13 protein-coding genes are annotated in these 13,053 nt (G+C 56.7%); 3 read left to right on the plus strand and 10 right to left on the minus strand.

Going from position 1 to position 13,053, the window contains the following annotated elements:
* Window positions 1-51: 51 nt before the first annotated feature.
* The 8 genes from PO881_RS15245 to rppH form a co-directional block, all read right to left on the minus strand.
* Window positions 52-393 carry a prepilin-type N-terminal cleavage/methylation domain-containing protein gene (locus PO881_RS15245; protein ID WP_110867962.1) on the minus strand — a complete coding sequence of 114 codons (342 nt, stop codon included), beginning with the start codon at window positions 391-393 and terminating at the stop codon, window positions 52-54.
* Window positions 326-748 (minus strand): DUF2509 family protein, encoded by a 423-nt coding sequence (locus PO881_RS15250; RefSeq protein WP_280172022.1) that lies wholly within the window; start codon window positions 746-748, stop codon window positions 326-328. The genes PO881_RS15245 and PO881_RS15250 overlap by 68 nt, the downstream gene beginning before the upstream one ends.
* Window positions 745-1,284 carry a prepilin peptidase-dependent protein gene (locus PO881_RS15255; RefSeq protein ID WP_222234684.1) on the minus strand — a complete coding sequence of 180 codons (540 nt, stop codon included), beginning with the start codon at window positions 1,282-1,284 and terminating at the stop codon, window positions 745-747. The genes PO881_RS15250 and PO881_RS15255 overlap by 4 nt, the downstream gene beginning before the upstream one ends.
* Window positions 1,275-1,745, minus strand: a complete 471-nt coding sequence (locus PO881_RS15260) for a prepilin-type N-terminal cleavage/methylation domain-containing protein (protein ID WP_192236490.1) — start codon at window positions 1,743-1,745, stop codon at window positions 1,275-1,277. Before PO881_RS15260 ends, PO881_RS15255 begins: the two co-directional genes overlap by 10 nt.
* Window positions 1,746-1,922: 177 nt before the next feature.
* Window positions 1,923-2,717 carry a thymidylate synthase gene (gene thyA / locus PO881_RS15265; RefSeq protein ID WP_277974026.1) on the minus strand — a complete coding sequence of 265 codons (795 nt, stop codon included), beginning with the start codon at window positions 2,715-2,717 and terminating at the stop codon, window positions 1,923-1,925.
* Entirely contained in the window at window positions 2,714-3,595 is an 882-nt protein-coding gene (gene lgt / locus PO881_RS15270) for a prolipoprotein diacylglyceryl transferase (protein WP_008109262.1), read from the minus strand. Before lgt ends, thyA begins: the two co-directional genes overlap by 4 nt.
* 94 nt (window positions 3,596-3,689) lie before the next feature.
* Window positions 3,690-5,936, minus strand: a complete 2,247-nt coding sequence (ptsP, locus tag PO881_RS15275; RefSeq protein WP_008109260.1) for a phosphoenolpyruvate--protein phosphotransferase — start codon at window positions 5,934-5,936, stop codon at window positions 3,690-3,692.
* Between the two features lie 12 nt (window positions 5,937-5,948).
* On the minus strand, window positions 5,949-6,476 hold the full coding sequence (gene rppH, locus PO881_RS15280) for an RNA pyrophosphohydrolase (protein WP_007890933.1): 528 nt from the start codon (window positions 6,474-6,476) through the stop codon (window positions 5,949-5,951).
* Window positions 6,477-7,158: 682 nt separating this feature from the next.
* Here rppH and mutH point away from each other — a divergent pair.
* The 3 genes from mutH to PO881_RS15295 all read left to right on the plus strand — a co-directional run bounded on the left by mutH (window position 7,159) and on the right by PO881_RS15295 (window position 9,353).
* Window positions 7,159-7,845, plus strand: a complete 687-nt coding sequence (gene mutH, locus PO881_RS15285) for a DNA mismatch repair endonuclease MutH (RefSeq protein WP_110867967.1) — start codon at window positions 7,159-7,161, stop codon at window positions 7,843-7,845.
* A 104-nt stretch (window positions 7,846-7,949) separates the two neighbouring features.
* Complete coding sequence (locus PO881_RS15290; RefSeq protein ID WP_101761992.1) at window positions 7,950-8,168, plus strand: YgdI/YgdR family lipoprotein; 219 nt, start codon at window positions 7,950-7,952, stop codon at window positions 8,166-8,168.
* A 144-nt stretch (window positions 8,169-8,312) separates the two neighbouring features.
* Window positions 8,313-9,353, plus strand: a complete 1,041-nt coding sequence (locus PO881_RS15295; protein WP_110867968.1) for an NADP(H)-dependent aldo-keto reductase — start codon at window positions 8,313-8,315, stop codon at window positions 9,351-9,353.
* A 119-nt stretch (window positions 9,354-9,472) separates the two neighbouring features.
* Here PO881_RS15295 and lplT read toward each other — a convergent pair whose 3' ends face one another.
* Window positions 9,473-10,663, minus strand: coding sequence for a lysophospholipid transporter LplT (lplT, locus tag PO881_RS15300; RefSeq protein WP_280172023.1), 1,191 nt, complete (start codon window positions 10,661-10,663; stop codon window positions 9,473-9,475).
* Window positions 10,660-12,810, minus strand: a complete 2,151-nt coding sequence (gene aas, locus PO881_RS15305) for a bifunctional acyl-ACP--phospholipid O-acyltransferase/long-chain-fatty-acid--ACP ligase (RefSeq protein ID WP_280172024.1) — start codon at window positions 12,808-12,810, stop codon at window positions 10,660-10,662. The genes lplT and aas overlap by 4 nt, the downstream gene beginning before the upstream one ends.
* Window positions 12,811-13,053 lie beyond the last annotated feature (243 nt).

Here is a 13,053-nt window from a genome sequence, read left to right on the forward strand (position 1 = left end):
ACAACAACGCAGCCGAGCCACTCTACCGTTTATCACCTGCGATGCCTACCGCTAGTGGCAATTGAGCTGCGCCAGTGAGGCGGAACGCTGCTGTGGCCCCGTAACCGTGACGCGCTCCAGCGTGCAGCCGCCCGCCAGGCTCTGCTGCTGGCGCTGACTCTGCCATCCCTCAACGTCACGGCCAAGCAGCGCCTGGCCGGCAACGCGCCACGCCTGACGCTGCTGCCACTGCTGGCTAAACCCCAGCGCCAGCGCGCGATGATATTGCAGCAATGTGCTGATGGTCATCGCCAGCAACAGCATCGCCACCAGCGTTTCCGCCAGGCTAAAGCCCTGCTGCTTCTGGCTGGCACAGCGCCGGCTGCGACAGCGGGCAGTAATCGATCCAGCCATGCGCTTGCGGCTGGGGTTGCGTGTTGGGGATGGATACCCAAAGATAGAGCCACAGCGCGCGCCCTTCTCCATGTCCCGATAACAACGCATTGTCATCCTCCATTCGTAGCAGGCAGCTTTGCCACTGCTCTGCTGTCCATTGCTGACATTGCCAGCCGGTGGCCTGCGGCCAGTTTTGCACGCGGCCCCACGTTAACGCCGCCTGCGCCTGCCAGAAATCCTGACTGTGCAGCTGCTCATCAGCCACTAACACCATGCCTTGCGAGAGCTGCGTTCGCGTGGCGTGTAGCGTCAATCCGCCCATCAGTAACATCATCAGCACCATGCCCAGCGTGCTATTGCCGCGCTGCTTCACAGATTGATTCCTTCTATCCAGCTTGCCAGCTCTACGCTTTGGCTGTTAGCGTGTCCCGCCAGTTGCAGCACCAGACGCGATCCCTGCCGTTCAAGCTTGAAGGCATCGATGGTGAGAAACGCCGGATCGGAGAGTTTCTCCCAGCCGCTGCTGTTGCACTCATCCACGCCACGCTGCATTTCAAGCTGTCCGCTGCGCAGCCGATAGCCGTAATAGTCACTTTCGCTGTGGCCCACGCCTTCCCAGCGCCCGTTGCTGTTCTCATCCCAGCGCAGTAAAACGCAGCTGCCGCTGGCGGCAATCGTTAGCGCCGAACCGCTGCACTGGCCGTGGCAATAGCCGGCTCGGCGCAGCGCTTTTTGCAGCGTATTGGCGATCTGCTGCAGCTCCTGCTGTAACTGCACGCGCTGTTGCAGGCGCAGATTCTGCTCCAGCAGCAGCGGTAAAAATCGTCCGACGCTGATCATCAGTACCGCGCCAATCGCCATGGCAATCAGCATCTCCAGCAGGCTGAATCCGCGTTGCGCTATTCGCATCCTTTCTCTCCCGGCTGACAGGCACGGATGCGCGCTCTGGCGGAGATAATTAAGCGCCAGCGTCCCGCCGCACTGGCGAGATCGATGCTGCCAGGACGCGCGACATCACGCCGACCGTAAAAACCGACGTCACCATTGATGCCGACAAGGCGCACGCTGTCGTGCGGCGGTTTAAATAACCAGCGCGAGGGCAGTGCGCAGCCTTCTGCAGGTTTAGGTCCCGCCCCAAGACAGCCGTTTTCACCGCTCTGTACCCACAGCGTGAGATCGCGGTTGTGCCAGTTAGCATGGGCGCGCAAGCGCAGAAGAAATCCCTGCAGTTGCAGTACGCTGTCGCGCAGCTGTTGATATTGCTGCCAGCGCTGCCAACCCTGCAGCGCGCCGACGCTAAGTATGCCGGCGATCACCATCACCAATAACAGTTCGGGCAAAGTGAAGCCGTGGTTATCGTTTCTGTTCATGGCGGGTAATGTGCCCAGCATCATGAAGTTCAACAAGGGAGAGAAATCGACGTTGGGAAACGTTGCGCAGAAAATCGAGGAGAGGTGCAGAGAGATACAGCGTTTTGTGAGACAGATTCAGGATTAAGGTGCGATTTGGGCGTGGTCGCCATGAATGGCGACCTTGCGGGAGTGGCGTTAAATGGCGACGGGCGCTTTAATCGCTGGATGCGGATCGTAGCCTTCAATCTCGAAATCATCGAACTGATAATCGAAGATAGAAGCCGGTTTACGCTTGATTACCAGCTTCGGTAACGGGCGCGGCTCACGCGTTAACTGCAGGCGCGCCTGCTCTAAATGGTTGCTGTACAGATGCGTATCGCCACCGGTCCAGACAAAATCGCCCACATCGAGATCGCATTGCTGCGCCACCATATGCACCAGCAGCGCATAGCTGGCGATGTTGAATGGCAGCCCCAGGAAGATATCGCATGAGCGCTGATAGAGCTGGCAAGAGAGCTTGCCATTAGCCACGTAGAACTGGAAGAAGGCGTGGCAAGGCGCCAGAGCCATGTGATCCAGCTCGCCCACGTTCCACGCCGAGACAATGATGCGACGCGAATCGGGGTCACGCTTCAGCTGCTCAATCACTTTACTGATTTGATCAATCTCTTCACCCGAGGCGCTGCCCCAGCTGCGCCACTGCTTGCCGTAGACCGGGCCGAGATCGCCGTTCTCATCGGCCCATTCGTCCCAGATGGTGACCTTGTTCTCTTTCAGGTAACCGATGTTGGTCTCACCTTTCAGGAACCACAACAGCTCATGAATGATGGAGCGCAGGTGCACTTTCTTGGTGGTGACCAGCGGAAAACCGTCCTGCAAATTGAAACGCATCTGGTGGCCAAAGATGGAGAGCGTGCCGGTGCCGGTACGGTCGGCCTTTTCTGCGCCTTCATTCAGCACATGTTGCATTAGGTCCAGATACTGTTTCATTTTACCTCACGAGTTTGTTGCTGCGGGCGACGACGATACGCCCAGATCATCATAATTACACCGGCCAGAATCATTGGGATCGACAGAATCTGTCCCATGCTGACGCCGCCTTCAAACAGGCCAAGCTGCGCATCCGGCTGACGGAAGAACTCCACGATGATGCGGAATGCGCCGTAGCCGATCAGGAACAGGCCCGAGACGCTGCCCATGGGGCGCGGCTTACGAATGAACAGGTTAAGAATGATGAACAGCACAATGCCTTCGAGGCACAGCTCATACAGCTGCGAAGCATGACGCGGCAGCACGCCGTAGGTGTTCAGCAACTCCTGGTACTGCGGATTATTGGCTGCCAGCGCGATGTCTTCGCTGCGTGAACCGGGGAACAACATCGCGTATTTGAAATCGGGCGCCACGCGGCCCCACAGTTCGCCGTTGATGAAGTTACCGAGACGACCGGCACCCAAACCAAACGGGATCAGCGGTGCAATGAAATCCGCTACCTGGAAGAACGTGCGCTTGGTACGGCGTGCGAAAATCAGCATCACCACAATCACACCAATCAGGCCGCCGTGGAACGACATGCCGCCATCCCAGACCTTAAACAGATACAGCGGATTCTCAAGGAACAGCGGCAGGTTATAGAACAACACATAGCCGATACGTCCACCGAGGAATACGCCGAGGAAGCCCGCATACAGCAGGTTTTCCACTTCCTCTTTTTTCCAGCCGCTGCCAGGTTTGTTGGCGCGTCGCGTCGCCAGCCACATGGCAAATACAAAGCCCACCAGATACATCAAGCCGTACCAGTGAAGCGAAACCGGTCCGATTGAAAAAATTACCGGATCGAATTGGGGAAACGAAATGTAGCCGTCAGTCATCTTTCACCATCATTTTTCTGCCCTGAAACGGGACAATAAAAGGCTGCGCATGATAGCACAGCCACTTTTTTTACAGGTTGTGAAGTTGTAACCGTTAACGCCCGCCGCGAATCAAACCGCCTAAACCACGGCGCTCCATAAAGGTGGAGACCAGATGGCGCACTTCCGAGGCGGTATGCGCGGCCAGTCCATGCTCGCTGAGCTTCTGCGCCTCTTCAAAATCGAGATGGCGCAGCAGATATTTCACCCGCGGCACGTTCTTGCCGTTCATGCTGAGATGGTGATATCCCATGCCCACTAACAGCGCGACACACATTGGATCGCCAGCCATTTCACCACACAAACAGAGCTCCAGCTTGGCCTGGCGGGCTTCGCTGGCAATAGTGTGCAGCGCCCGCAGCATCGCCGGATGCAGCGAATCATACAGGTTCGCCACGCGCGTGTTGTTGCGATCAACCGCCAGCAGATATTGCGTCAAATCGTTGGTGCCAACCGAGACAAAATCGACGCGATCCGCCAGATGCGGGATCATAAACAACATCGACGGCACTTCAATCATGATGCCAATGCGCGGCTTGGGAATCACATAGCCGAGCATCTCTTCCACTTCGCGGCCAGCGCGATCGATCAGACGACGCGCATCATCGATCTCATCGATATGGCTGATCATCGGCAGCAGAATGCTCAGGTTGCCAGACGCCACGTTGGCACGCAGCATGGCGCGCACCTGCACCAGGAAGATTTCCGGCTGATCGAGCGTTAAGCGAATGCCACGCCAGCCAAGGCACGGATTCTCTTCACTGATCGGCATGTACGGCAGTTGCTTATCCGCGCCGACATCCAGCGTACGCAGCGTCACCGGTTTGTCGTAGAACAGCTGCAACATGCCCTGATACTGCGCCACCTGCTCCTCTTCGGACGGGAAGCCGTTGTGCAGCATGAACGGAATTTCGGTGCGGTACAGACCGATGCCATCCACCCAGTTATCCAGCGCCTGCTCGTGTTCCGGGCTGAGGCCGGCATTCAGCATCACCTGAATGCGCTCACCGCTTTTTAGCTCGCCGGGCTGCTCGACCACGCCTTCGGCCATTTTGCTCAGCGCGTTCTCTTCGCTGATTAAACGCTGATACTCCTGCACCAGCACCGGTTCCGGATCGATCAGCACTTCGCCGCGATAACCATCAACAATCAGCAAGCGCTTGTTAAGCTGCGCCGGCAGGATATCAGCGCCCATCACGGTGGGAATGCCCATCGCGCGCGTCAAAATCGCCGCATGCGAGTTGGCGGCACCGTCGCGCACCACCACGCCCGCCAGACGCTCCTGCGGCAATTCAGCCAGCGTGGTGGCGGTGAGTTCATCTGCGACTAACACGAAGCGTTCCGGCCAGGCATTGGTGCCGACCAGCGAATCATCGAGGTGGAACAGCAGACGTTGACCGAGCACGCGCAGATCGCCGGCGCGCTCGCGTAGATATTGATCCTGCAAATTGGCGAACTGCTCGGCGAACTTCTCGATCACCGTTTTAACCGCCCACTCCGCGACCGATCCGCGCTCGATCTCATCAAACAGATCTTTTTTCAGCCGCGCATCGGTAAGCAGGTGCGAATAGAGATCGAAGATCGCCGCGCTCTCTTTCTGCACGCTGGCAGCAAAGCGTTTGCTGAAGCGGCGGAATTCGTTGCCGGCCTCGCCCATCGCCAGCACCAGGCGCTCGCGTTCGCGCTGCACGTCAAGCGTGGACGCAGCGGAAACCTGATCGAGCAGCGGCTGAGTTTCATCCACCCAACCCGGCGCGACCGCCACGCCCGGCGCAGCGGCAATCGCTTTTACCCGCGTCTGACGGAATTGACCAAACAGTTGACCGAGCTGCGACTGCGACAGCAATCCCGCCATTTGCGTGGCGAGCGTGACGAGGAATGACTCTTCGCTTTCATCAAACTGACGGTGTTCGCGCTGCTGGATAACCAACACGCCAAGCAGCTGGCGGCGGCTGATAATCGGCACGCCGAGGAAGGAGCGATAACGCTCCTCTTTAACAGAAGGAATGTATTTGAAGCTGGGATGGCTCTGCGCGTCGGCGAGGTTGATCGGCTCGGCTAAGCGTCCAACGAGGCCAACAATGCCTTCGTCAAACGCCAGCGTGACCGTACGACCACGCGGCTTTTTTAGCCCGCGTGTCGCCATCAGGTAGTAGCAACGACGATCGTGATCGGCGAGATAAACCGAGCAAACCTCGGTTTCCATCGCAAGGCAAATTTCGTTTACCAGAATGTCGAGTGCTTCATTCAGACGTGGAGCACTCGCCACTTTCTCTACTATTTCGCGTAACTGAGTGAGCATAAAGGGCGTGGCCTATCCTCTTTTACGTCGTTGGGCGGCGTTATTACGCTGCCCCGCACTCTCCTGCATAGACATCACTACGCCCGCGAATTCTTTCATTACGCGGCGATATACATCGCGCTTGAAAGAGACCACCTGACGTACCGGATACCAGAAGCTAACCCAGCGCCAACCATCAAACTCGGGTGTGCTGCTGTGCTGCACATTGATTTCCGCGTCACTGCACATCAACTGCAGAAGAAACCACTTTTGTTTCTGGCCGATACACACCGGCTTTGTGTCCCAACGCACCAAACGTTTTGGCAACTTGTAGCGTAACCAGTTTCGGGTTGAAGCAAGTATTCGAACATCTTTGCGGTGTAAACCCACTTCTTCGAACAGCTCGCGATACATCGCCTGTTCAGCAGTTTCACCCGGATTGATGCCTCCCTGAGGAAATTGCCAGGAGTGCTGTCCAAAGCGCCTGGCCCACAACACTTGTCCTTGCCTGTTACAGATTACGATACCAACATTCGGGCGGTAGCCATCATCATCGATCACTGGACTACCTCAAAGCTAAATTTGAATAGCCTGATTGTTTCACACTCCTTACAGGCGGTAAACCACTGGATAGCGGGCCGCAGGCGGAATAAAAACAGGATAACTCACAGAGATTAGCCAAGTTATAAACAGATACCCCAATTTATCGGCGATCTTATTCACCTTTTCTGTGGATAGCTTTGTGCAGAACACGGGAATGAATTGAATAACCCCTTCGGATAAATCTCATCACCCAACATAGCAACACTAAAAAAAATCATAATATTCATTGAGATATAACTTATTAACCGTTAAATCGTTACCAGGATCCGTAGTTATACTCCGCTCAGTTTTTTCAATCGGTTAAAGATCCATCACCGACGTTTTTATCCACAGAGAATGCCCTAAACCTGGTCACAGAAAGGAAAAAAAGCGTTCAAAACGCGAAAGTCAAGGCTGTAAATGGAAACAGGGGTATGGCCAAAAGGGTGTTACCCCACTTTTCTGTGGATAACCAGGTTCAACACCTGTTCATTGTCGATAACAAGCTGGGATAACCGGGCCATATCACCGGATCGTCCCATTCTATTGAAATAAAAAAGCATGCTGAATCATGCTATTATCACCTTTATTCAACTAACTGCCATGTGGACAAACCCGGCTCGCGTTTACTGTTCACTCTTTAACCAATGTAGGTTTTAGCATGCACTTCTCACCGTTATTGCCATCGCCACCTGAAAACGAAGCGGAATTACTGCAGCGCGCACAGCAGCTGGCGGGACAGACCTTTGCCGCGCTGGCGGCGCAGATTAACCTGCCGATTCCGGCAGATTTGAAACGCGACAAAGGCTGGGTTGGCATGCTGTTAGAGCTGCATTTGGGTGCCAGCGCTGGCAGCAAAGCCGAGCAGGATTTCGCCCATCTCGGCATTGAGCTGAAAACGATTCCGGTAGATGCGCAGGGCAAACCGCTGGAAACCACCTTCGTGTGCGTCGCGCCGTTAACCGGCAATAGCGGCGTAACCTGGCAAACCAGCCATGTGCGGCACAAACTGGCGCGGGTGCTGTGGATCCCGATCGAAGGCGATCGTGCTTTGCCGCTGGCCGAGCGCCGCGTCGGTTCGCCGCTGCTGTGGCATCCGAGTGCAGAAGAGGAGCAACAGCTGCGCGAAGACTGGGAAGAGTTGATGGATATGATTGTGCTCGGTCAGGTGGAGCGCATCACCGCACGTCACGGTGCCTGGCTGCAAATCCGCCCTAAAGCCGCCAACAGCAAAGCGTTGACCGAAGCGATTGGCGAACACGGCGAGCCAATCATGACGCTGCCGCGCGGCTTTTATCTGAAGAAAAGCTTCACCGGTCCGCTTTTGGCGCGACATTTTTTACTGTAAATGCATATTGCTGCCGATAATTTTAGGAATGATGCGATTACTCCTAACGACGAAAGCATTTATTACTACACTTTTGCTGTTGAAGTCGCGAGAAGGAGATAAGAATGAAAGGGTTGGTGAGTGCAGTAGGTTTAACCTTGGTGACGCTGTTATTGAGTGGTTGTAGCAGTGATTACGTCATGGCGACCAAAGATGGCCGCATGATCATGACAGATGGCAAACCCGCCATCGATAAAGAGACCGGATTGGTACAGTACACCGATGAGCAAGGCCATCAGATGCAGATCAATGGTGACGAGGTTTCAACCATCATTGAGCGTTAAGTGCCAAATTGCCCTGCCTGCACGCGTTTTCCCCTTGTGCAGGCGATTTCCCGAACTTTCCCCTCTTCCTTCCGCGCCGCTTCACACGCTATAGTCCCAAAGGACACAACATTCCCTTTCATAATGAAAAAAGGATGCCGGCACATGCACTATCACCGTATTCCCCATAGCACGCTGGAAGTGAGTCAGCTGGGGCTTGGAACCATGACGTTTGGTGAGCAGAACAGCGAAGCCGACGCCCACGCACAACTTGATTACGCGGTTAGCAGTGGCATCAATTTGATTGATACCGCAGAAATGTATCCGGTGCCGCCGCGCCCGGAAACCCAGGGATTAACCGAACAATACATTGGTAGCTGGCTGAAGAAGCGCGGCAGCCGTGACAAAATCATCCTCGCCAGCAAAGTAGCCGGTCCGGTACGCGGCGCGGATGCGTCGATTCGCCCGAACCAGGCGCTGGATCGCAAAAACATCCGCGAAGCGCTGGATGCCAGCCTGAAACGCCTGAACACCGATTATCTCGATCTCTATCAGCTTCACTGGCCGCAGCGTCAGACCAACTACTTCGGCAAGCTGGGTTATCAATACACCGATTCCAGCGTGCCGGTGACGCTGCTGGAGACGCTGGAAGCGCTGACCGAACAGGTGCGCGCCGGTAAGATTCGCTACATTGGCGTGTCGAACGAAACCGCGTGGGGCGTGATGCGTTATCTGCAGCTGGCTGAAAAGCATGAGCTGCCGCGTATCGTCACCATCCAGAACCCGTACAGCCTGCTGAACCGCAGTTTTGAGGTCGGTTTAGCGGAGATCAGCCAGCATGAAGGCGTCGAGTTGCTGGCGTATTCCAGCCTGGCGTTTGGTACGTTGAGTGGCAAATACCTGAACGGTGCGAAACCCGCCGGTGCGCGCAATACGCTGTTTAGTCGCTTTACCCGCTACAGCGGCGATCAGTCTCAGCAGGCGATTGCAGCCTATGTTGCGCTGGCGCAGAAGCACAATATGGATCCGTCGCAGATGGCGCTGGCGTATGTGCGTCAACAGCCGTTTGTCGCCAGCACCTTGCTGGGCGCCACCACGCTGGAGCAGCTGAAGATTAACGTAGAGAGTTTCAATCTGACGCTGAATGCCGAGGTGTTAGAGGAACTGGAAGCGATTCATCGCCAGTTTACCTATCCAGCGCCATAAATCGCACCACACCGTAGCGGCGCGATTTATCGCGCGCTTTAAAAACGCCGCACATTTTTCCACTTGTGCGGCATTCGCCATTGCGCAATACATTGCCCCGCTACGACGCTATGCTTTTGTTACTTCCGCGCTTTCCACCACAACACCGCAATCGCCACGGCGAAAATCGCGCCGAATCCGACGCCGGTCGCCACCGCAGGCGCGCCCAGCTTAATCGCCACGGTATAGAATCCCAGCATTAGTAACATCGCGGTATTCTCACCGAGATTTTGCACCGCAATCGCGTTGCCCGAACCCACGGACGCCTTGCCACGCTCCTGCAGCAGCGCATTGAGCGGTACCACGAAGAAACCACCCAGCGCACCAATCAGCATCAAAACCAGATAGGCATTGAGCAAGCTGGTTTGCAACGCGAACACCACCACCATCACGCCAATCAGCACACCGGCTGGCATGCAGCGACGCACGGTTTGCAGCGTCACCAGCTTCGCTGCCGCTGCCGCACCAATCACGATGCCAATCGCCACCATGGCATTCAGCGTGGTCGGGGTTTTGTTATCGCTAATGCCGAGCGCCACCGGCACCCACAGCACCAGCAGGAAACGCAGCGTCACGCCCGCGCCCCAGAACAAGCTGGTGCCGAGCAGCGAGAAGCGCGTTTCGCCGTTGCGCCACAGCAGCTTAGTGGCCGCGATGAAACTGCGCAGCATGGCGCCAAAATGCCAGCTCTGGCCGGGACGCGCCGCCGTCAGGCGCGGAATAAAGATGTTCGCCACCACCGCCATCGCATAGGTCATGGCACACACCACCAGCGCGGCGACCAGGTTCCAGTCCGCCAGAATACCGCCCGCTACCGAACCCAGCAGAATCGCCGCAATGGTCGAACCTTCCATTAAGCCGTTGGCTTTGACCAGGCGTTCACCGCTGGTGATCTCCGTCAGGATGCCGTACTTGGCTGGCGAATAGGATGCCGCGCCAATCCCCACCAGCGTATAGCCGAGGAACGGATTGAAGCCGAAACAGATAACCAGCGCGCCGAGCAGCTTAAGACTGTTAGCGAACATCATTACCCGACCTTTGGCAAAGCTATCCGCCATCTGGCCCACGAACGGCGCGAGCAGAATGTAAGTGGCCACAAACAGCATTTGCAGGATCGGCTGACTCCAGTCCGGATAGAACTGATTTTTCAGCACCGCCAGCGTCACAAACAACAGCGCGTTGTCGCCAAATGCCGAGAAGAACTGCGCCACAATCACCGCCAGCATGTTGCGCGATAACAGCGGTGCATCGTTATTTAACGCCTGGCTCATGCCTGCTCCTCTTCCGCCAGCTGCTTCAGGCTGACATAGTCCGGTTTGCCGCTACCCAGCATCGGTAGCTGTTTCATCACGCGGATATCGCGCGGCACCGCCAGTTCCGGCGCGCCAATTTCACGCGCCGCTTTCAGCAGCGTGTCGCGGCCCAACTCGCTGTCGGTAGTAAACAGCACCAACGCTTCGCCTCGATTACCGTCCGGACGCAGCGACGCCGCATGCTGCTTCTCGTTAGAGGCTTTCAGCGCAATCTGCTCCACAATCTCCAGCGACACCATCTCACCGGCAATTTTGGCGAAGCGTTTCGCACGGCCCTGAATCTGGCAGAAACCGCCTTCATCAAAGCTGACGATATCGCCGGTGTCGTACCAGCCCGCTTCCATCTCGCCTTCGCCGTTATCGGCGACCGGGACTTCCAGCACGCCTGGATTTTCCACGCGCAGATACCCGTTCATCACGTTTGGACCGCGCAGCTGCAGGCGACCGCCCTGCTCAATGCCCGGCACCGAAATCAGACGCGAATCCATGCCCGGCAGAATGCGGCCCACGGTGTGATTTTTTGCCGCCATCGGCACGTTGATCGCCACCACCGGCGCGCACTCCGTCACGCCGTAGCCTTCGAGAATACGGATGCCGTATTTTTCCATGTAGATCTGACGCGTCGCTTCCTGCAGTTTCTCCGCGCCCGCCACCACATAGCGCAGACGCGCAAAATCGTACGGGCTGGCGAAACGCGCATAGTTGCCAAGGAAGGTTGAAGTACCAAACAGCACGGTGCAGTTACGGTCGTAAACCAGCTCCGGCACGATGCGGTAATGCAGCGGGCTTGGATAGAGAAACACCTGCGCGCCGGTCAGCAACGGGGTAAACAGGCCAACGGTTAAACCGAAAGCATGGAACAGCGGCAGCGCCGACATAAAGCGGTCACGCGGGGTGAAATCCGCCACGGTACGAATCTGCTCAACGTTCGCCAGCAGACTTTTATGCGAGTGCACCACACCTTTGGGATGGCCTTCCGAACCGGAGGTAAACAGCACCATCGCCGCATCTTCCGGCTGCTGCGCCACCAGCGCACGGCGCGGCATCAGCAGATGCGCCACAATCCACAATTTGTCCTGCAGCGTAACGGTATCTTTCAGATCTTCCAGATAGATCCACTGCACTTCGCTGAGTCCCTGCGGCAAGTGCCACAGGTTGCCTTTTTCGAGGAACTGCCGCGAGGTAAACACGGTTTTCACCTGCGATGCGGTCAACGCCGCACGCATGCCATTCACGCCTGCGGTGTAGTTGAGCATCGCCGGAATGCGCCCGCGCAGCGAGGCACCGAGAATTGCCGCCGCTGTCACCGTGGCGTTCGGCAGCAGCAGACCGACGTATTCACCTTGCTGGCTGTAACGCTCCAGAATGCGGCCCACGCCAAGCGCTTTCTTCAGCAAACCGGTATAGCTATCCGGTTTGAAGTTGACGTCTTCGATACACGGCTTCATCGCGCCATAACGCTGACGCGCATTGAGGAAAGCCTCGAACAGCGTCTCACGCGGACGCACTGCCATGCGGGCTTCCATCATCACATGATGCAGGTGCTCGCCCGCCAGCGTGCGGCGATCGCGCGCGCGTTTGGCTTCAGGCATTGGGATTACCGTTGGCGGCAGCACCGTTAAGGTGATGCGCGGGAACAGGCGCCGTTTAAACACGCCCGCCAGACGACCAAACGGCGTATATTCCGCGCCTTCGATACGCATCGGCACCACGGTGGCACCGGATTTCGCCGCCACAAAGCCGGCGCCGCTGTAGATCTTCATCAGCGATCCGGTCACGGTGATGCGCCCTTCGGGGAAGATCACCACCGGACGGCCCTGATTGATCATGCGCACCAGATGTTTGATCGACATCGGCTTGGTGGGATCGAGCGGAACGAAGTCGATGATCGGCTTCAGCAGACGCATAAACCATTGATCGCTGATCGACGAATAGACCGCGAACACCGGTTTGATCGGCAGAAACAGCGCCAGTAATACCCCATCCAGAAACGACGTGTGATTGGGGGTGATCAGCACTTTCTCTTTATGCAGTGCCGCGAGGTCGCCGCGCAGTTCCACACGCCACAGCAGGCGGAACATGAAACGGAAAAAAGTGAGTAGCATGCCAGCTCCTTAGCAATCGTAAAAATGGCTCTTACGATGCAGGATCTGGGGATTTTCGACAAGTGGCGTGGTGATTTAAACGCAATAGCGGTCGTAGGGCCGCCATTCATGGCGTAATGCTTGTCAGTTAAGCCAACGATGAGTGTGCAGGCCGGGGCCACTTGTGGTCCGGCGGTCCTCGCGCCGCTAGCGCGGTGCCTTCACTTCGCTCGTTTGCCTGACGGACCGGCGGAGACGGGACTT

The organism is Pantoea sp. SS70, from assembly GCF_029866845.1.
GTDB classification, from domain to species: Bacteria; Pseudomonadota; Gammaproteobacteria; order Enterobacterales; family Enterobacteriaceae; genus Pantoea; species Pantoea leporis.

What these genes read in the sequence shown, in the direction of transcription:
- PO881_RS15245 (WP_110867962.1), bottom strand. Translation starts at nt 393, where the DNA reads ATGGCTGGATCGATTACTGCCCGCTGTCGCAGCCGGCGCTGTGCCAGC.
- PO881_RS15255 (WP_222234684.1), bottom strand. Translation starts at nt 1,284, where the DNA reads ATGCGAATAGCGCAACGCGGATTCAGCCTGCTGGAGATGCTGATTGCC.
- PO881_RS15260 (WP_192236490.1), bottom strand. Translation starts at nt 1,745, where the DNA reads ATGAACAGAAACGATAACCACGGCTTCACTTTGCCCGAACTGTTATTG.
- thyA (WP_277974026.1), bottom strand. Translation starts at nt 2,717, where the DNA reads ATGAAACAGTATCTGGACCTAATGCAACATGTGCTGAATGAAGGCGCA.
- lgt (WP_008109262.1), bottom strand. Translation starts at nt 3,595, where the DNA reads ATGACTGACGGCTACATTTCGTTTCCCCAATTCGATCCGGTAATTTTT.
- ptsP (WP_008109260.1), bottom strand. Translation starts at nt 5,936, where the DNA reads ATGCTCACTCAGTTACGCGAAATAGTAGAGAAAGTGGCGAGTGCTCCA.
- mutH (WP_110867967.1), top strand. Translation starts at nt 7,159, where the DNA reads ATGCACTTCTCACCGTTATTGCCATCGCCACCTGAAAACGAAGCGGAA.
- PO881_RS15290 (WP_101761992.1), top strand. Translation starts at nt 7,950, where the DNA reads ATGAAAGGGTTGGTGAGTGCAGTAGGTTTAACCTTGGTGACGCTGTTA.
- PO881_RS15295 (WP_110867968.1), top strand. Translation starts at nt 8,313, where the DNA reads ATGCACTATCACCGTATTCCCCATAGCACGCTGGAAGTGAGTCAGCTG.
- lplT (WP_280172023.1), bottom strand. Translation starts at nt 10,663, where the DNA reads ATGAGCCAGGCGTTAAATAACGATGCACCGCTGTTATCGCGCAACATG.
- aas (WP_280172024.1), bottom strand. Translation starts at nt 12,810, where the DNA reads ATGCTACTCACTTTTTTCCGTTTCATGTTCCGCCTGCTGTGGCGTGTG.